Origin of the sequence: Agromyces badenianii, from assembly GCF_003070885.1 — a bacterium.
Taxonomy (GTDB): Bacteria; Actinomycetota; Actinomycetes; order Actinomycetales; family Microbacteriaceae; genus Agromyces; species Agromyces badenianii.
This window is the reverse complement of the sequence record NZ_CP028913.1, coordinates 3014615-3032502: the sequence shown is the minus strand read 5'-3', so window position 1 is coordinate 3032502 and position 17888 is coordinate 3014615. Positions and strand designations below refer to the sequence as shown.

19 protein-coding genes are annotated in these 17888 nt (G+C 67.9%); 14 read left to right on the top strand and 5 right to left on the bottom strand.

The window, feature by feature from the left end; genetic code table 11:
* The first annotated feature begins 52 nt into the window (after positions 1 to 52).
* From rpsR to dnaB, 3 genes are all read left to right on the top strand, one after another.
* Positions 53 to 313, top strand: a complete 261-nt coding sequence (gene rpsR / locus DCE93_RS14275; protein ID WP_108596462.1) for a 30S ribosomal protein S18 — start codon at positions 53 to 55, stop codon at positions 311 to 313.
* An 11-nt stretch (positions 314 to 324) separates the two neighbouring features.
* The gene (gene rplI / locus DCE93_RS14270; RefSeq protein ID WP_108596461.1) at positions 325 to 777 is read left to right on the top strand and encodes a 50S ribosomal protein L9; all 453 of its coding nucleotides are present in this window, start codon (positions 325 to 327) and stop codon (positions 775 to 777) included.
* Between the two features lie 462 nt (positions 778 to 1239).
* Positions 1240 to 2613 (top strand): replicative DNA helicase, encoded by a 1374-nt coding sequence (dnaB, locus tag DCE93_RS14265; protein WP_108596460.1) that lies wholly within the window; start codon positions 1240 to 1242, stop codon positions 2611 to 2613.
* A 269-nt stretch (positions 2614 to 2882) separates the two neighbouring features.
* On the opposite strand, the gene DCE93_RS14260 is transcribed toward dnaB, so the two are convergent.
* A complete protein-coding gene (locus DCE93_RS14260) occupies positions 2883 to 3647 on the bottom strand; it encodes a hypothetical protein (protein ID WP_146185017.1) in 765 nt (254 codons plus the stop codon).
* Complete coding sequence (locus DCE93_RS14255) at positions 3644 to 4021, bottom strand: PadR family transcriptional regulator (protein ID WP_108596820.1); 378 nt, start codon at positions 4019 to 4021, stop codon at positions 3644 to 3646. Before DCE93_RS14255 ends, DCE93_RS14260 begins: the two co-directional genes overlap by 4 nt.
* 483 nt (positions 4022 to 4504) lie before the next feature.
* On the opposite strand from DCE93_RS14255, the gene DCE93_RS14250 reads away from it, so the two are divergent.
* From DCE93_RS14250 to DCE93_RS14220, 7 genes are all read left to right on the top strand, one after another.
* Complete coding sequence (locus DCE93_RS14250) at positions 4505 to 4939, top strand: aminotransferase class V-fold PLP-dependent enzyme (RefSeq protein WP_146185016.1); 435 nt, start codon at positions 4505 to 4507, stop codon at positions 4937 to 4939.
* 501 nt (positions 4940 to 5440) lie between these two features.
* Complete coding sequence (locus DCE93_RS14245) at positions 5441 to 5980, top strand: hypothetical protein (RefSeq protein ID WP_146185015.1); 540 nt, start codon at positions 5441 to 5443, stop codon at positions 5978 to 5980.
* A 284-nt stretch (positions 5981 to 6264) separates the two neighbouring features.
* Positions 6265 to 6618: a PadR family transcriptional regulator gene (locus DCE93_RS14240; protein ID WP_108596456.1), complete on the top strand. Its 354-nt coding sequence runs from the start codon at positions 6265 to 6267 to the stop codon at positions 6616 to 6618.
* A 1-nt stretch (position 6619) separates the two neighbouring features.
* On the top strand, positions 6620 to 6988 hold the full coding sequence (locus DCE93_RS14235) for a DUF1048 domain-containing protein (RefSeq protein ID WP_108596455.1): 369 nt from the start codon (positions 6620 to 6622) through the stop codon (positions 6986 to 6988).
* Entirely contained in the window at positions 6985 to 7818 is an 834-nt protein-coding gene (locus tag DCE93_RS14230) for an ABC transporter ATP-binding protein (protein WP_108596454.1), read from the top strand. Before DCE93_RS14235 ends, DCE93_RS14230 begins: the two co-directional genes overlap by 4 nt.
* Positions 7815 to 8579, top strand: a complete 765-nt coding sequence (locus DCE93_RS14225; RefSeq protein ID WP_108596453.1) for an ABC transporter permease — start codon at positions 7815 to 7817, stop codon at positions 8577 to 8579. Before DCE93_RS14230 ends, DCE93_RS14225 begins: the two co-directional genes overlap by 4 nt.
* Before the next feature lie 251 nt (positions 8580 to 8830).
* Positions 8831 to 10786: an FAD-binding monooxygenase gene (locus DCE93_RS14220; protein WP_108596452.1), complete on the top strand. Its 1956-nt coding sequence runs from the start codon at positions 8831 to 8833 to the stop codon at positions 10784 to 10786.
* A 23-nt stretch (positions 10787 to 10809) separates the two neighbouring features.
* Here the strand turns inward: DCE93_RS14220 and DCE93_RS14215 are convergent, their stop codons facing one another.
* Entirely contained in the window at positions 10810 to 11523 is a 714-nt protein-coding gene (locus tag DCE93_RS14215) for an IclR family transcriptional regulator (RefSeq protein WP_108596451.1), read from the bottom strand.
* A gap of 289 nt (positions 11524 to 11812) precedes the next feature.
* Here DCE93_RS14215 and DCE93_RS14210 point away from each other — a divergent pair, with 289 nt between their 5' ends.
* The 4 genes from DCE93_RS14210 (at position 11813) to DCE93_RS14725 (ending at position 15859) form a co-directional block, all read left to right on the top strand.
* Positions 11813 to 13387 (top strand): Re/Si-specific NAD(P)(+) transhydrogenase subunit alpha, encoded by a 1575-nt coding sequence (locus DCE93_RS14210; RefSeq protein ID WP_108596450.1) that lies wholly within the window; start codon positions 11813 to 11815, stop codon positions 13385 to 13387.
* The gene (gene pntB / locus DCE93_RS14205) at positions 13380 to 14801 is read left to right on the top strand and encodes a Re/Si-specific NAD(P)(+) transhydrogenase subunit beta (RefSeq protein ID WP_420836957.1); all 1422 of its coding nucleotides are present in this window, start codon (positions 13380 to 13382) and stop codon (positions 14799 to 14801) included. The genes DCE93_RS14210 and pntB overlap by 8 nt, the downstream gene beginning before the upstream one ends.
* A gap of 165 nt (positions 14802 to 14966) precedes the next feature.
* Positions 14967 to 15554 carry an HdeD family acid-resistance protein gene (locus DCE93_RS14200; protein WP_108596818.1) on the top strand — a complete coding sequence of 196 codons (588 nt, stop codon included), beginning with the start codon at positions 14967 to 14969 and terminating at the stop codon, positions 15552 to 15554.
* Positions 15551 to 15859, top strand: coding sequence for a hypothetical protein (locus tag DCE93_RS14725; RefSeq protein WP_205647443.1), 309 nt, complete (start codon positions 15551 to 15553; stop codon positions 15857 to 15859). The genes DCE93_RS14200 and DCE93_RS14725 overlap by 4 nt, the downstream gene beginning before the upstream one ends.
* Positions 15860 to 15867: 8 nt before the next feature.
* On the opposite strand, the gene purB is transcribed toward DCE93_RS14725, so the two are convergent.
* Entirely contained in the window at positions 15868 to 17250 is a 1383-nt protein-coding gene (purB, locus tag DCE93_RS14190) for an adenylosuccinate lyase (RefSeq protein WP_108596449.1), read from the bottom strand.
* A complete protein-coding gene (locus tag DCE93_RS14185; RefSeq protein ID WP_108596448.1) occupies positions 17247 to 17774 on the bottom strand; it encodes a low molecular weight protein-tyrosine-phosphatase in 528 nt (175 codons plus the stop codon). The genes purB and DCE93_RS14185 overlap by 4 nt, the downstream gene beginning before the upstream one ends.
* Between the last annotated feature and the right edge of the window lie 114 nt (positions 17775 to 17888).

Below are 17888 nucleotides of genomic sequence, written 5' to 3'. Positions count from 1 at the left end.
TGCCACGAGGCATCCGCTCGCTCGAATCGTTTTCAATCAGACAGGAAAGACAATGGCTGGAAAGTCGAGCGGCGATCGCCGCAAGCCGACCCGCGGGAAGGGCGCGAAGAACGCCGCCCCGGCGAAGTCCATCAAGGTCGGAATCATCGACTACAAGGACGTCGCGACCCTTCGCAAGTTCATCTCGGAGCGTGGAAAGATCCGCGCCCGCCGCATCACCGGTGTCTCCGTGCAGGAGCAGCGCCTCATCGCCCGCGCCGTGAAGAACGCGCGCGAGATGGCCCTCCTGCCCTACTCGGGCTCCGGCCGCTAAGGAGCACGACAATGGCAAAGGTAATTCTCACGCACGAGGTCACCGGCCTCGGCACGGCCGGCGACGTCGTCGAGGTCAAGAGCGGCTACGCCCGCAACTACCTCGTTCCCCAGGGCTTCGCTGTGGCGTGGTCGCGCGGTGGCGAGAAGCAGGTCGAGCAGATCAAGGCGGCTCGCACCGCTCGTGCTCTGCACTCGCTCGAAGACGCGCAGGCCCTCAAGGCCAAGCTCGAGTCGACCAAGGTCAAGCTGGCCGTCAAAGCCGGCCAGGGCGGTCGCCTCTTCGGCTCCGTCAAGACCGCGGATGTCGCGGCTGCCGTCGCGACCGCAGGTCTCGGCGAGCTCGACAAGCGCAAGATCGAGATCACGGCCCCCATCAAGGCGGTCGGCGAGCACGAGGCGACGGTTCGTCTGCACGACGAGCTCTCGGCGACGATCACTCTTCAGGTGGTCGCTGCGAAGTAATTCGCGGCGCAACGCGCAAGCGGCGGTTCGGGCTTCGGCCCGGCCGCCGCTTCGTCGTTTCCGTACACCCGCGAAGCGGTTTCACGCAAGTCGAAATCGGAGTTTCCTGAGATGGTTGTACACAGGTCGACCCACATGTGGAGCGGAGTTGCGAAGAAGTTTTCCCCCACAGGTGTGGATAGAAAAAATGCCCGGTCAAATTGAAATTCAACCCGTGTAATTCACACCATTTCCACAGTTGTCCACAGGCTGAGTGCACACCTTCCACGGCGTTTCGCCCAGATTGTCCCCAGAGTTATCCACAGGCCAGGTTGTGCTGTGCACAGGGCTTGCCTATCGTGAAGCAGCGTCCCATCCACCCCGCGCAAGAATCCGATCGGCCAGTCATGTCCGAGGCCCCCGGCAGACTGAGTGGTGGGCGCGGGTCGCTCGCCCGTCTGAGCCCAATCGGAGGTCATCAAGTTGTCGATCGCGCACATCGGGCTCGCAGAACCGGCTGACGACGGTGAGTCCCGACGGGGCGAACGCGTTCCTCCGCACGACCTCCTGGCCGAGCAGAGCGCACTCGGCGGCATGATGCTCTCGAAAGACGCCGTCGCCGACGTCATCGAGACCGTGCGCGGTGTCGACTTCTACGTGCCCAAGCACGAGGTCGTGTTCAACGCGATCCTCACGCTCTACTCGCACGGCGAGCCCACCGACGTCATCGCCGTCACCGACGAGCTCACGAAGACCGGCGACCTCCAGCGCGCCGGCGGGGTCGAATACCTGCACACGCTCACGAGCATCGTGCCGACGGCGGCGAACGCCGGCTTCTACTCCTCGATCGTGGCCGAGCGCGCGCTGCTGCGCCGCCTCGTCGAGGCGGGCACCCGCATCGTGCAGATGGGCTACCAGGGCGAGGGCGAGGTCACCGACCTCGTCAACAACGCCCAGGCCGAGATCTACTCGGTCACGGGTTCGGTCGAGACCGAAGACTACGTGCCGCTGTCAGAAGCGGTCACCGTGGCGATCGACGAGATCGAGGCCGCCAAGCACACCGACGGCAAGTTCACCGGCGTGCCCACCGGGTTCGCCGACCTCGACGACCTCACCAACGGCTTCCACCCTGGCCAGATGATCATCGTCGCGGCGCGACCGGCCATGGGAAAGTCGACGCTCGCGCTCGACTTCGCCCGCGCCGCCTCGATCACGAACGACCTGCCCTCCGTCTTCTTCTCCCTCGAGATGGGCAAGAGCGAGATCGCCATGCGATTGCTCTCCGCCGAGGCATCCGTGCCCCTGCAGATGATGCGAAAGGGCACGGTCGACTCCCGCGACTGGACGACGATCGCCGCGACCCGCGGCCGCATCAACGACGCGCCCCTGTACCTCGACGACTCCCCCAACATGACGCTCGTCGAGATCCGCGCCAAGTGCCGCCGTCTCAAGCAGCGCGTCGGGCTCAAGATGGTCGTCATCGACTACCTGCAGCTCATGACGAGCGGCAAGCGCGTCGAGAGCCGCCAGCAAGAGGTGTCGGAGTTCTCGCGTGCGCTGAAGCTGCTCGCCAAAGAACTGCAGGTGCCGGTGATCGCCCTCTCGCAGCTGAACCGTGGCCCTGAGCAGCGCGCCGACAAGATGCCCGCGCTCAGCGACCTTCGCGAGTCGGGCTCGATCGAGCAAGACGCCGACATGGTGATCCTGCTGCACCGCGAGAGCGCCTACGAGCGCGACAGTCCGCGTGCGGGCGAGGCCGACCTCATCGTCGCCAAGCACCGCAACGGCCCGACCCGCACGATCACCGTCGCGTTCCACGGGCACTTCTCGCGCTTCGCCGACATGGTGCAGGCGTAGTCGTTGTGAATGTCGGTCACCCAGCTAGATTGTCCGACGCCGCTTAGATTGTCCGATCCGACCTCTCGGACAATCTAGGTGGCGGAGTTGCGTGCAGATGTTCCGCTGAACTTGTCGGATTCCCAAACCACAAGTGCCGTACAGCCGCAGGCAACTCAGGAGGAAGTCCATGACCGACACGCTGCTCCGACACCGGTCAGCACCGCTAGGGCCAAGCGGTGGGGCGCCATGTCTGGCACGAGGATGACGGCGCTGCGGCCGTCTGTGGGTTAGGCGAGCAGCCAGCCGAGGGTGGCGAAGGCGAGGTAGGCGGCGGGGATCAGGCAGGAGGGCAGGAGGGCGGCTCGTCGTCCGCGGCGGTCAGGGGTTGTCGACTGCCCGGGGCGCGCATCAAGCGGAGAGGTGACGAGGTCGCCCCCGGGGTTACGGGTCAGCTCGCGGTACTCGACCCACGCCAGGGCCAGCACCGTGAGGAACAGTCCGACTGCGACGAGGGGTGCGGGTAGTTGGGCGATGGTGGGCAGATCGGAACGGTCGGACAGGGCTGCGCCGCCGGCTCCGAGGAGGACCACCGTGACCAGGGAGCCGCCGAGGACGAAGGGGTGGCGAAGCATCGGTCGCAGCAGCAGGGGCAGGCTCAGCAGGAGGAGGGAAACCAGTCCGAAGCACAGGATCTGACCCAGGTTGTAGGTGAGCGGCTCGTCATGGACCCAGGCGGGGACCGCCGAGGTGCCGATGAGCATGGCCAGCACCTGAGCGGCCCCCGCGGTGGCGACCACCCAGACTCCCGAGATGCGGTCAGGGTCGCTGTCCTGGTCGAGGCGTGCCGCGTACTCGGTCGGGTTCCCGAACGCTTCCGACGGTGACTCGCCCGTTTCGGCGCAGTGCCCCTCGACCTCTGCCAGGCGCTCCCCGATCACCGGACCAGGGACGTCCCGGAGCCGGAGCTCGAGCACGAAGTCGCCGCACCATTCCTCGTGCGCCTTCACGAACGGTCGTCCCCAGATTTCCTGGGAAGAAGGTGAGCGGTTCATGTGCTCCTCAAGGAAGGTCGAAATTCGGATGATGGAAGGGTGCTGCTGGGGAAGAGGTGGCCGGTGACCCTGGTGGAGAACACCTGCCACTGGGCGAGCCCCTCGTCCACCTGGGCGCGGCCGGCGTCGGTGAGGACGAAGTACTTGCGCCCTGGCCCGCCTTCACCGGTGCGCCACTCGACGCTGACCAGGGCGTTCTTCTCCAGCCGGGCGAGCAGCGGGTAGAGAGTGCCGCCCTTGATGTCCCCGAAGCCGGCGGTTGCCAGATCGGCGGCGATCGCGTACCCGTATGTTGGGCCGTCGACCATGACCCGGAGAACGCACAGCTCGAGGACTCCTCGCAGCCATTCGCTCGGAGTCGGTTCGTTGGTCATAAGTAGATAGTGCACCTACTCAGACCATCTGTCTAGTACCTCGTGTCACTCGCCGTGATTGTGGTCGCAACCGGGACGCCCCTGTTGACGATCGCATCTGCGTCAGCGGGAGGTCATTCGGCTGAAACTGGAAGCATCGGATTCTCATGGTGCTCTCGAACAAGCAGCGCTGAGCAGGGCCGCGGCGCTCGATCACCATACGTACGACCACGAATGTGCGCCAGGGAGCATTATGTGCAGCAGGACGAGCGCGATGGCATCGGGTTCGATCCAGGTGCCTGCGTCCGGGAAGCCATCGCGAACCGGACTCTGTTCCGGGCTCGATAATCGTGACTGTGTCTTTCGAACCCGTGTTGCCCTCTGACCTCGACTCCCTGCGCGGGTTCCTGACTGAAGTGGTCCCGACTCTTGCCGGGCTCGACACGCCGACCGTTCGACTCTGGGTCGAGCGTGATGACACCGGCACCTTCATCGGGAGCAGCGTTGGCAATTCCGTCGACCGCACTGGCGATGAACTTCCACCTTGCCGATAGCGACGCGGAAGGTAACTTCCGCACGAGCGCCGCCGAGCGCCTCGAACGCCTTCGCGCGTCATGGATCGGCGCAGAAGCCGCTCTCAGCGTCATCGCTGAACTCGACGCCGAACACGTCGAGCAACGAGTCCTGCGGCTCGCCGAACGTTTCGAAGCCGGAGCACTCGAGCTCGGGGCGAGCGTTGTGCGAGCGGGTCGTGGCTCGCACATCCGGGTCATCCGCATCGACGACACGGCGCGAGTCGCGGCGGCTTTCGACGTTGCACAGATCAAGGCCCGATTCATTGAGGACCGGCTCCGCGTCGGCGTCCACGGATTCAACGACGACGACGACATCGACCGCGCACTCGCCGCGCTCCGCGCGGGTCTCGGCAACGCCCGCTAGACGGTATGCAGTGAGCGGCAGCCGTCCGCTGGCGGATCCTTAATGGGCGGCTCGGGCCAGGTCGCCGAAGGGTGACCTCGCTGGGGCCCGTGGCGGGGTCGTGCCGCCCGCTAGGTTCGGGGTCGTGCGTACAAACTCGCGGTGTGGTCACCGCGCCAGCAGCAGCCGTCATTGCCCTTGTATTCGTCGGATGTGCAACCCTGCTATCGCCCGAGACGGACCCCTCGCCCGCCACCGCGCTGAGCAGTCTTTCGCCCAAGGCGATCGACACACCGATCACTTGCGATGCGCTTGCGCCGGCTGACCTCGTTGCTGCGGTCCTGGCTGGTGCTGATGGAGATGGCATTGCCTGTCGCCGAGCCCGAGCTGGAATTTCGTAGTGGAGTCCGCACACGAGGTTCATCAGCTCTCCTTCGAATGAACTGATCCATTCCTTGCGCAACGCACGACGTCGCTCGACCATCAGGCTCCTGTTGCACCCGCTAGGCCGCAGCTGCCAGCATGGCGAATACCGACGAGCGTGGGGATCCGATGACCAACACCCTTGACCATCTCCCGGAAGCAGACTCTTCGAGTCTGCCGGGTGCCTCGATCCTCGCCCGGGTGCGGGGGCTCATCTGGTCCGCGCTCGGCTACGCGCTCGCCTACGGCTTCATCACCAACGCCTCGAGGAGCGCGTGCCCGGGTGGGTACGGCTCAGATGGCGGTTACGTGGATGCCGATGGTCAACCGACCGTCCTGGCGCCGCAGTGCATCAGCTTGACGCTTCAGCCGAGCGTCTTCGTCGCCGCGGCAATCGTGATCGTCGTGCTCGCCGCTATCACACGGGTTCTCAAGCGGGCCGGCACGGAGGCCGACGCGTTCCGCATCATCGACCGCGCGGGGATTGTCATCATCGCGGTCGTGACCGGGTCGATTCTGATCAGCCATGTGTGGTTCTGGCTGATCCCGATCGCTGACTGGAACGGCTCCGGCACGCTCTGGTTCCCCTTCCCCTTCGGGAGCGTCACCATGGACACCTATCCAGCGGCCCAGGGATAAGACCCCGCACTTCAGGCCCTCGAGGCCACACTGCGAAACCGGTCGAAGCCGAATACCGCGAACGCAAAGGGAACGTCATCCTCCGACGTCGCGGGATACGACAGACCCTGCCCGAGGCCGGCCGCGCTCGCCTCGCCCCTTTGAAATGTTCCCCAGCAGGCACTCCCTCGCATGGCTTCACTATTCAGTGTTGCTATCTACCGGTACTCGTGCTTACTATGTACCGGTAGTCAGCAACACTGAGTACTAGTACTCATCACCACCAAGTAGTGAAGGAGGGCCCCATGGGCAAGCAGATGACCGAGATGCTCAAGGGCACGCTCGAGGGCATCGTCCTCGCGATCCTGGCGTCGCGGCCGGCATACGGCTACGAGATCACGGCGCGGCTGCGCGAGCAGGGCTTCTCCGACATCGTCGAGGGCACCGTCTACGCACTGCTCGTCAGGATCGAGCAGCGCGGCCTCGTCGACGTGGCGAAGGTCCCGTCCGAGAAGGGGCCGCCGCGCAAGGTGTACTCGCTGAACGCACTGGGCAGCGAGTACCTCGAAGAGTTCTGGGGAACCTGGAGCTTCCTCGCGGAACGGATCGAACAGCTCCACCACGACATCGAACACCCGCACGATGAAGGAGAGAACTGACATGGTCGCCAAGTGGATCGAGACCCTCACCGGGTCGCTCGAGCAGAAGAAGCAGTACAAGCAGGACAAGGCCCGCATCGATGGCCTCCCCGAGCCGTACGCCACCGCGGCGAAGGCGATGCACCGGTACTTCATGTACTTCGGAGGCATCACCGACGGCGACACCCTCATGACGATGTTCGGCGACCTGGCCGACCTCTGGGAGCGGGCCGCTGTCGACGGAACCCCGATCCGCGACATCGTCGGCGACGACCCCGTCGAGTTCGCCGAGACGTTCGCGCAGGCCTACACGGGCAAGCAGTGGATCGACAAGGAGCGCGCTCGCCTGACGAAGGCGATCGAGGACGCTGAGCGAGAGGAGCGGAAATGACCACCCCACAGGCCCAGGCACCCGCCATCCGGGTGCAAGGCATCGAGAAATCGTTCAAGGACCTGCACGTGCTGCGGGGCGTCGACTTCGACGTGACGGCGGGGAGCATCTTCGCGCTCCTCGGCTCGAACGGTGCGGGCAAGACCACGCTCGTGCGGATCCTGTCGACGCTGCTCAAGGCCGACGCGGGCACCGCCACGGTGCACGGCTTCGACGTCGCCGCGAAGGCCGGCGACGTACGCGAGTCGATCAGCCTGACCGGTCAGTTCGCCGCGGTCGATGAGGTGCTCACCGGCCGGGAGAACCTGGTGCTGGTCGCGAAGCTCCGCCACCTGACGAACTCGGCCGCGATCGCCGACGAGCTGCTCGCACGGTTCTCGCTCACCGAGGCGGGCGGGCGGAGGGCGGGAACGTACTCGGGCGGCATGCGCCGCCGACTCGACATCGCCATGAGCCTGATCGGCGACCCGCCGATCATCTTCCTCGACGAGCCGACGACCGGCCTCGACCCGCAGGCGCGCATCGAGGTGTGGCAGACCGTCAAACAGCTCGCCAAGGGCGGCACGACCGTACTGCTGACCACCCAGTACCTCGACGAGGCCGAACAGCTCGCCGATCGCATCGCGATCCTGCACAAGGGCACGATCATCCAGAACGGCACCCTCGGCGAGCTCAAGCAGCTGCTCCCGGCCGCGAAGGCCGAGTACGTCGAGAAGCAGCCTTCGCTCGAGGAAGTCTTCCTCGCCCTCGTCGGTGACACCGGCGAGACCGACACCGCCGACGGCGACCGTTCCGACGACATCGCCGCTGCAGGAAAGGAATCCCGATGACCACCCACGTCCTCGGCGACACCGGCGTGCTGACGGGCCGCTCGCTTCGCCACATCCTCCGCAGTCCCGACACGATCATCACGACCGCGGTCACACCGATCGCGCTGATGCTGTTGTTCGTGTACGTGCTCGGCGGCGCGATCAACACCGGATCCGACGAGTCGTACATCAACTACATGCTCCCCGGCATCCTGCTCATCACCATCGCGTCGGGCGTCGCGTACACCTCGTACCGGCTGTTCCTCGACCTGCAGGGCGGCATCTTCGAGCGCTTCCAGTCCATGCCGATCGCGAGATCGAGCGTGCTCTGGGCGCACGTGCTCACCTCGTTGGTGGCGAACGTCATCTCGATCGTGATCGTGATCGGCGTGGCGCTCATCATGGGGTTCCGTACCGGGGCGTCCGTGGGCGCCTGGCTCGCGGTCGCCGGCATCCTGGTGCTGTTCACCCTCGCCCTGACCTGGCTCGCCGTGGTCGCCGGGCTCTCGGCGAAGACCGTCGACGGCGCGAGCGCGTTCAGCTACCCGCTGATCTTCCTGCCCTTCATCAGCTCGGCGTTCGTGCCGACCGAGTCGATGCCCGCCCCGGTGGCCTGGTTCGCCGAGAACCAGCCCGTGACCTCGATCGTGGACACCACGCGTGCCCTGTTCGCCGGAGAACCCGTCGGCAGCGACATCTGGATCGCCCTCACCTGGCTCGTCGGCATCCTCGTCATCGCCTACATCTGGGCGGTCTCCATCTACCGTCGCAAGTTCAGCTGAAACCGAGCGCCGCGTGCCGACCGCTCGACCGCGTGACGATGACGCCCGCTTCCCTCTCGGAAGGCGGGCGTCATCTTCGTGTGCGGTGCGCACCCGGGAGAGCTTGCGGCCCGTCGGCGAGCTTGCCGGGGTCAGGGCGCCGACCTATGATGAGTGCGCGATATAAGAATGAACAATTCTAATATCGAACACGGTGCAGAATGGCGGATGCCGGTCACCGCGACGAACCCACAGAGCAGTGAGGAGAAGCCGTGCAGTTCCACCACTACGGCTACGTGTCCGGTGACCCGCGAGTGCAGCCCGCCGCAGGCGTCGGCATCGACCGAGCCGAGGAGCTGCCCGACGAGGTCGACGTGCTCATCGTCGGTTCGGGCCCGGCCGGCATGGTCGCAGCCGCCCAGTTGGCGCAGTTCCCCGGCATCGTGACCCGGATCGTCGAGCGACGACCCGGCCGCCTCGAGATCGGGCAGGCCGACGGCATCCAGGCCCGGAGCGTCGAGACGTTCCAGGCATTCGGCTTCGCCGAGCGCATCATCGCCGAGGCGTACCGCATCACCGAGATGGCGTTCTGGAAGCCCGATCCCGAGAACCCCCGGAACATCCACCGCGCCGCCGTCACGCCCGACGACCCGAGCGGAATCAGCGAGTTCCCGCACCTCATCGTGAACCAGGCGCGTGTGCTCGACTACTTCGCCGAGTACGCGCACAACTCCCCCGGGCGCATCACGCCGGACTACGGCTGGGAGTTCGACGGACTCGACATCGCCCAGCCGAGCGCCGACGGAACCGTTCCTGAGTACCCGGTGACGGTCACGCTCGAGCGGGTCACCGGGGTCGGCGTCGGTGCCGGCGACGCGTCGCACGCCGCCCCCCTTGAGGGCGCGCGCACGGGCGAGCGCCGCACGCTGCGTGCCAAGTACGTCGTCGGCGCCGACGGTGCACGCAGCCGAGTGCGCGAATCGATCGGCGCCAGCCATGTCGGCGCGCAGTCGTTCCACGCCTGGGGCGTGATGGACACGCTCGCCGTGACCGACTTCCCCGACATCCGCACGAAGTGCTCGATCCAGTCCGAGGCGGGCAACATCCTGCTCATCCCGCGTGAGGGAGGGCACCTGTTCCGCATGTACGTCGATCTCGGCGAGGTTCCCGAAGACGATCACGGTGCAGTGCGGCGGACGACGCTCGACGAGATCATCGCGAAGGCGAACGACATCCTGCACCCCTACACGCTCGATGTGCGGAACGTGCCGTGGCACTCGGTCTACGAGGTCGGCCACCGCGTGACCGACCGCTTCGACGACGTGCCTCTCGATGAACAGGGCTCTCGCACCCCGCGCGTGTTCATCACCGGCGACGCCTGCCACACGCACAGTGCGAAGGCCGGCCAGGGCATGAACGTCTCGATGCAAGACGGCTGGAACATCGGCTGGAAGCTCGGCCATGTGCTCGACGGCCGTGCCGACCCCGCACTGCTCGAGACCTACCACGCCGAACGCCACGTCGTCGCGAAGGACCTCATCGAGTTCGACCGCGAGTGGTCGAAGCTCATGGCGACGAAGCCCGAAGACCTCGGCGACCCGACCGAGCTCGAGGAGTTCTACATGCGCACGTTCGAGTTCCCCGCGGGATTCATGACGCAGTACGAGGCCTCGATGATCGTCGGCGGGGCCGGTCACCAGGGCCTCGCGACCGGGTTCCCGATCGGCAAGCGCTTCAAGTCGGCGCCGGTCGAGCGGGTCTGCGACGGCAACCCGGTGCAGCTCGGTCATCATCATCGGGCCGACGGACGCTGGCGCATCTATGCATTCGCGGATGCCGCGGCTCCCGCAGCGCACGGCACGGCGCTGGCCGACTGGGCGAACTGGCTGCGCGAGGCATCCGACTCACCACTCGTCGCCTTCACGCCCGACGGCGCCGACATCGACAGCGTCTTCGACGTGAAGGTCGTCTTCCAGCAGCCGCACGCGGCAGTCGACCTCGGCCGCGTGCCGACGACCTTCCTGCCGAAGAACGGCCCCTTCGGGCTGACCGACTACGAGAAGGTCTACGCGATCGATCCGCAGCACGACATCTTCGAGCTGCGCGGCATCGACCGCAGCGGCGCCGTCGTGGTCGTGCGGCCCGATCAGTACGTCGCGAACGTGCTGCCGCTCGGCGCCGTCGACGAACTCGCCGGCTTCTTCCGCGGGGTCGTGCTCCCCCGCTGAGCGGTACGACCCATGCTGAGCGGTCAGGCGCCGTAGGCGCGCGTCACCGCTTCGGCGGCGAGCTGCAGGCGCTCGGCGATCTCGGCCTCGGGCCGGGAGAACGAGACGTGGATCACCGCGATCGACGCCGGCGGCTGCCCCGGCAGCATGAGGGGCACCGCGACCGACGCGAGGGACGGCACGACCTCGTCGTGGCTCAGGGCGTACCCGCGGCGCCGGCTCTCGGCGATCTCGTCGCGCAGCTCGTCGGGCACGCCCGCCGGCCAGGCGCTGTCGGGCAGGCTCGTGAGGATCGCCTTTCCGGGCCCGCCGCGAGTGATCGGATGCCGGTGGCCCGGGCGGTACGACACCACCGCGACCGACTGGCGCGGCGAGGCGCTCACGAGCGTGACCGCCTCGTCTGCGTCGACGAGCACTGCGAGCAGGCACGTCATGCCGAGTTCGTTCGCGACCGCGTTGAGCTCGGGCAGGGCGAGGTGCTGCAGGTCGCGGGCGACCCCCGAGGCGAGGGCGGCGAGCCCGGTGCCGAGAGCGAGCCGGCCGGCAGCGTCTCGCGTGACGAGGCCGTGGTCTTCGAGGGTGCGCAGCAGCCGATAGGCGACCGAGCGGTGCACCCCCAGTTCGCTCGCCAGTTCGTCGATCGTGAGGTTGCGATCGGCGTCGGCGAGAATCTCGAGCACGCGGATGCCGCGGCTGAGCGTCTGCGAACCGGTGCGACCGGCGTCGTCTGCGACCATTGGCCGGCCTCTCCTCGTGTCGATCTTCCGTTCGTGTTCGTCCGATACTAGAACGCTCTGCTCGATCATCGGACGCGGCGCCGGACGGAGGGAGGGCGCGTGCGGGGCGTGTGCGAGCTCGGCGGGCGGGCATCGTCGGCTCCTGGGTTTCCCGACGTGAAAGATCTGCAATTCCTTCGCCTCGATTCGTGCGATTTCGGCGCAGATCTCGTCATGCGCGTTCTACGCTGAGCGAGCGCGTCGCGACCGGGCGACCGCTTCGACGGAGAAGACGTATGAGGAACACCGCATGACGCGCATCGGGGTCATCGCCGAGCAGAGTCCCGAGACCCGAGTCGCCGCAACACCCGCGACCGTGAAGCAGCTGATCGCCCTCGGCCACGAGGTCGCTGTGCAAGCCGGGGCGGGGGCGGCGTCGGCGTTCCCCGACGACGCCTACCGCGAGGCGGGCGCCGAGATCGTCGACGGAGCCACGGCGCTCGCGAGCGACCTGGTGCTGAAGGTGAACGCGCCGACCGAGGCCGAGATCGCACAGCTGACTCCCGGCGCCACGTTGATCGGCCTGCTGGCCCCGGCGTTCAAGCCCGAGCTGCTCCAGGCGCTCGCCGCCCGCGGCGTCACGGCGCTCGCGATGGACGCGGTGCCGCGCATCTCGCGCGCCCAGTCGATGGACGTGCTGAGCTCGATGGCGAACATCGCCGGGTATCGCGCGGTGGTCGAGGCGGCGCACGAATTCGGCCGGTTCTTCACGGGGCAGGTGACCGCGGCCGGCAAGGTGCCGCCCGCCAAGGTGCTCGTCGCCGGTGCCGGCGTGGCCGGCCTCGCGGCCATCGGCGCGGCATCGAGCCTCGGCGCCATCGTGCGGGCCACCGACCCGCGGCCGGAGGTCGCCGACCAGGTGAAGTCGATCGGCGGCGAGTACCTGAAGGTCGAGGTCGAGGTCGAGCAGTCGACCGACGGGTACGCGAAGGCGACGAGCGAGGCCTACGACCGGCGCGCTGCCGAGGTCTACTCCGAGCAGGCCGCCGATGTCGACATCATCATCACGACCGCGCTCATCCCGGGTCGCGCCGCACCGCGCCTCATCACCGCGGCCGATGTCGCGAGCATGAAGTCGGGCAGCGTCATCGTCGACATGGCCGCCGGCATGGGCGGCAACGTCGAGGGCTCCGTCGCGGGCGAGCGCATCGTCACCCCGAACGGCGTCGTGATCCTCGGCTACACCGACCTCGCCTCGCGCTTGCCCACTCAGGCGTCGCAGCTCTACGGCACCAACGTCGTGAACCTCATCAAACTGCTCACCCCCGGCAAAGACGGCGTGCTCGCGCTCGACTTCGACGACGTCGTGCAGCGATCGGTCACCGTCGCGAAAGACGGCGCGGTCACCTGGCCGCCCCCGCCCGTGCAGGTCTCCGCGGCCGCCGTGGCGGCGGCATCCGCCCCTGGAGCCGGCGGTGCCAAGCACGCCGCCGCGGTTCCGGAGAAGAAGCGGCCGATGTCGCCCGCGAAGAAGGCCGCGCTCGTCGCCGTCGGCATCGCCGCGCTGTTCGCCGTGAACGCGGTCGCGCCACCGCCCTTGCCGCAGCACTTCACGGTGCTCGTGCTCGCGGTCGTCGTCGGGTTCTACGTGATCGGCAAGGTGGCGCACGCGCTGCACACGCCGCTCATGAGCGTGACGAACGCGATCTCGGGCATCATCGTGGTCGGCGCGATGGTGCAGATCACGAGCGACGTGCTCGTCGTGCAGATCCTCGCCGCCGTCGCCGTGCTGCTCGCCAGCATCAACATCTTCGGCGGTTTCGCCGTGACCCGCCGCATGCTCGCGATGTTCTCGGCGGGCAAGACTGGAGCCGACCGTGCCTGACGCCTCGACCCTGCTGACCCCGGCGTCGATCGCCGGAGCCGCCTACATCGTCGCGGCGCTGCTCTTCATCATGAGCCTCGCCGGGCTCAGCAAGCACGACACCGCCAAGGCCGGTGTCGGCTACGGCATCGCGGGCATGACGATCGCACTCGTCGCCACCGTGTACGCGACCTTCGCCGGCGCCTGGGGTTCGCCTGCGGCGACCACCGGGCTCATCCTGCTCGTCGTGGCCGTGCTCATCGGCGGTGCGATCGGCCTCTGGCGGGCTCGCGTCGTCGCGATGACCGGCATGCCCGAGCTCATCGCCCTGCTGCACAGCTTCGTCGGCCTCGCCGCGGTGCTCGTCGGCTGGAACGGTGCGCTCGAGGTGACCGGCATGCATGGTGCGCTGCTCGACATCCACCATGCAGAGGTCTTCATCGGCGTCTTCATCGGCGGCGTCACCTTCACGGGTTCGATCGTGGCGTTCCTGAAGCTCTCGGCGCGCATGTCGTCGGCGCCGCTCATGCTGCCGGGCAAGAACGTGCTCAACCTCGGCGCCCTCGTCGCCTTCGTCGTGCTCACCGTGTGGTACGTGATCTCGCCCGAACTCTGGCTCCTCGTCGCCGTCACGGCCCTCGCCCTCGCGCTCGGCTGGCACCTCGTGGCATCCATCGGCGGCGGTGACATGCCGGTCGTCATCTCGATGCTCAACAGCTACTCGGGCTGGGCCGCCGCCGCGGCGGGCTTCCTGCTGAACAACGACCTGCTCATCGTCACCGGTGCGCTCGTCGGCTCCTCGGGTGCGTACCTGTCGTACATCATGTGCAAGGCGATGAACCGGTCGTTCATCTCGGTGATCGCGGGCGGGTTCGGCATCGCGGCTCCCACCTCCTCGGGCGAGGTCGAGGGCGAGACGCGCGAGGTCACGGCAGAGGATGCCGCGGGGCTGCTGCGCGACGCCGGGTCGGTCATCATCACGCCGGGCTACGGCATGGCCGTCGCGCAGGCGCAGTACCCCGTCGCCGAACTCACGAGCCGCCTGCGCGAGCGCGGGATCGACGTGCGCTTCGGCATCCACCCGGTCGCGGGCCGGCTGCCGGGGCACATGAACGTGCTGCTCGCCGAGGCGAAGGTGCCGTACGACATCGTCGAGGAGATGGACGAGATCAACGACGACTTCGCCGAGACGTCGGTCGTGCTCGTGATCGGTGCGAACGACACGGTGAACCCGTCGGCCGCCGAGGACCCGGGAAGTCCGATCGCCGGCATGCCGGTGCTGCGGGTGTGGGAGGCGTCGAACGTCATCGTGTTCAAGCGCTCGATGTCGGCCGGCTACGCCGGGGTGGCGAACCCGCTCTTCCACCGCGAGAACGCCCAGATGCTCTTCGGCGACGCCAAGCAGCGCGTGGAGGACATCCTGCGGGCGCTCTAGGCCCAGACGCTGCGCGCTGACGGGCGGAACTCAGCGGCACGGGGAGGCCGGGCTCGATCATCGTCGCGCTGCGACCCGCGGCGACGGCGTCACGCCCACGGACTCCGCACAGGCGCCTCGCACGTAGGATGGATCGGTACCCCAATCGATGTGAAAGAGGTCGTCGTGGCCATCGCCGCCGCTCCCGAGCGCGCCCGGTACTGGGTCGTCCCGGTCGTCCGCGGCATCCTGGCACTCGTGCCCGCCGCCGTCATCACCTTCTCGCAGAACCACTCCCCCGATTTCGGGCTGCTGGTCTTCGGCGTCTGGGCGATCGTGTCGGGTCTCCTCACGGGGGCGCTGTCGCTGCGATTCACCGAGGAGCGCGGCATCCGCTCGCTCTTCGTCATCGCCGCGGTGGTCACCGTCGCCGCCGGCCTGCTCGCCGTGAGCGTGCCGGGCGGCCTGCCGTTCCTGCTCTACCTCGTGAGCGTGTGGGCGGCGATCACGGGTGTCGTCGAGCTGTTCGCGGGTCTGCGCGCGCGAGGCCGCACTTCGGCTGCGCGCGACTGGGTCGCCGCCGGCGCCTTCACCGCGTTGCTCGCGATCGTCTTCCTCGTGCTCCCGCTCGACGCCGTCACCGCGGTCGGCCTGCTCGGCGGCTACCTCGTCATCCTCGGCGTCTACCTCGTGATCGGCGGTTTCTCGCTGAAATGGGCCACCGGCCCAGCGGATGCCGCGCCTGACGCGCCCGGAACGGAGCAGCTCTCGTGACCCAGAACCCCGGTGAGTTCAAGCCGAGCCGGCGCGACATGCTGCGCCCCGCCGAGTTCGTCGGCGGCGCGGCGATCGCCGCGATCTTCACGGGCGTCGTCGTGCTCGTCACGGCGCGTGAGCTGACGCTCGCCCTGATCGTGGCCGGCATCGTGTTCATCGTCGTGCTCGTGGTGCTCGCGCTGCTGTCGATGGCGATCAAGCCGAACGCCGACGAGGTCGCCGAGATCAACGGCGACGAGCCGAACCCGGGTGACGCACCCGGCGACGGCGGGCCCGCCGCACCGAACACGCCCGGGCACTGACGCGCGGCTCAGCCGAGCCGGTCGACGAGCTCCGACGCGATGCCCGTGTACGTCGCGGGCGTCAGCGCGAGCAGCCGCTGCTTCGCGTCGTCGCCGATCTCGAGCCCGTTCACGAACTCGGCCAGCTCGGCGGCGCCGACCCGCTTGCCGCGGGTGAGTTCCTTGAGCATCGCGTAGGGGTCGGCGATCGTCGAGCGGCCGGCGACGACCTCGGCGCGGATCACCGTCTGGATCGCCTCGCCGAGCACCTCCCAGTTGCCGTCGAGGTCGGCCGCGAGCACCGCGAGGTCGAGGTCGATCTCGCCGAGTCCGCGCTGGATGTTGTCGAGCGCGAGCATCGAGTGGCCGAAGCCGACCCCGATGTTGCGCTGCGCGCTCGAGTCGGTGAGGTCGCGCTGCATGCGCGAGGTCACGAGCGTCGCGGCGAGCGAATCCAGCACCGCCGAAGAGAGCTCGAGGTTCGCCTCGGCGTTCTCGAAGCGGATCGGGTTGACCTTGTGCGGCATCGTCGACGAGCCGGTCGCGCCGGGCGCGGGGATCTGGCGGAAGACGCCGAGGGAGATGTAGGTCCAGATGTCGGTCGCGAGGTTGTGCAGCACGCGGTTGGCGTGGGAGACCTTGCCGTAGAGCTCGGCCTGCCAGTCGTGCGACTCGATCTGGGTGGTGAGCGGGTTCCACGTGAGGCCGAGCGACTCGACGAACTCGCGCGAGACCTCGGGCCACGAGACATCCGGAGCCGCGACGACGTGCGCCGAGAACGTGCCGGTGGCACCCGAGAACTTGCCGAGGTACTCGGTCGCCTCGATCTGACGCTCGATGCGGCGCAGGCGGTAGGCGAAGACCGCGAGCTCCTTGCCCATGGTCGAGGGCGTCGCCGGCTGGCCGTGCGTGCGCGAGAGCATCGACGCGTCGCGGTGCTCGCGGGCGAGCGCCTCGAGCGTCTCGGTGACGCCGCGGTACTTGGGCAGCCAGACGTCGCGCACCGCGTCGCGCACGGTGATCGCGTACGAGAGGTTGTTGATGTCTTCGCTCGTGCACGCGAAGTGGGTGAGCTCCGAGATGGCGTCGAGCCCGAGGTCGGAGAGCCGGCGCCGCACGTAGTACTCGACCGCCTTGACGTCGTGGCGGGTGGTGGCCTCGAGGCCGGCGAGCTCGTCGATGTCGGGCTGGCCGAAGTCGGCGACGACCTGCCGCAGGGCGGCCTTCTGGTGGTCGGAGAGCGGCGAGGAGCCGAAGAACCCGCGGTCGGTCTGCGCGATCAGCCACTCGACCTCGACGTGCACGCGCGCCCGGTTGAGCCCCGCCTCGGAGAGGTGCTCGCCGAGCTCGCCGACCGCCGAGCGGTATCGACCGTCGAGGGGGCTGAGCGGCTGGGGAGGCAGCGAAGTCATCGGATTCCTTGTCTGAGTGCTGGTGCGAGTTGCCGGAAGAGCGCCGAGGTCGACCGTTCAATCATCTCAAGTACTCGGTCGAACATCGCGTCGTCGGAGTAGTAGGGGTCGGGCACGTCTTGCAGCGCGGCCGACTCGGGCTCGAATTCGAGCAGCAGTCGCACCTTCTCCTGCTCGGCGGGTGCGCCCGCCCAGTTGCGGAGGATGCGCGCCTGACCGCGGTCGAACGCGACCACGAGGTCGAGCCGGGGAAAGTCGACCGCGTCGAACTGGCGCGCCCGGTGGTGCCGCCCGTCGTAGCCGGCACGGTCGAGCGCGTCGATCGTGCGCTGGTCGGCGGGTTCGCCCACGTGCCAGTCCCCGGTCGCGGCGGACTCGATCGCCAGCCGGGCGCCGAGCCCTGCACGTTCGGCGTGGGCACGCAGCACGACCTCGGCCATCGGCGAACGGCAGATATTGCCCGTGCACACGAAGGACACCCGGAAGGGCTGCGCGGCGTCCCCCGTAGGATCCGCTCGCGTCATGGGTTCCATTGTGGACGACATCGGCCGATCGCACAGCATCCAATTCGGGGGCGGTTCGCTGGGCGGTCGAGCACGACCGAGACGGCGACGAGACGGCGATCACGGATGCCGCTG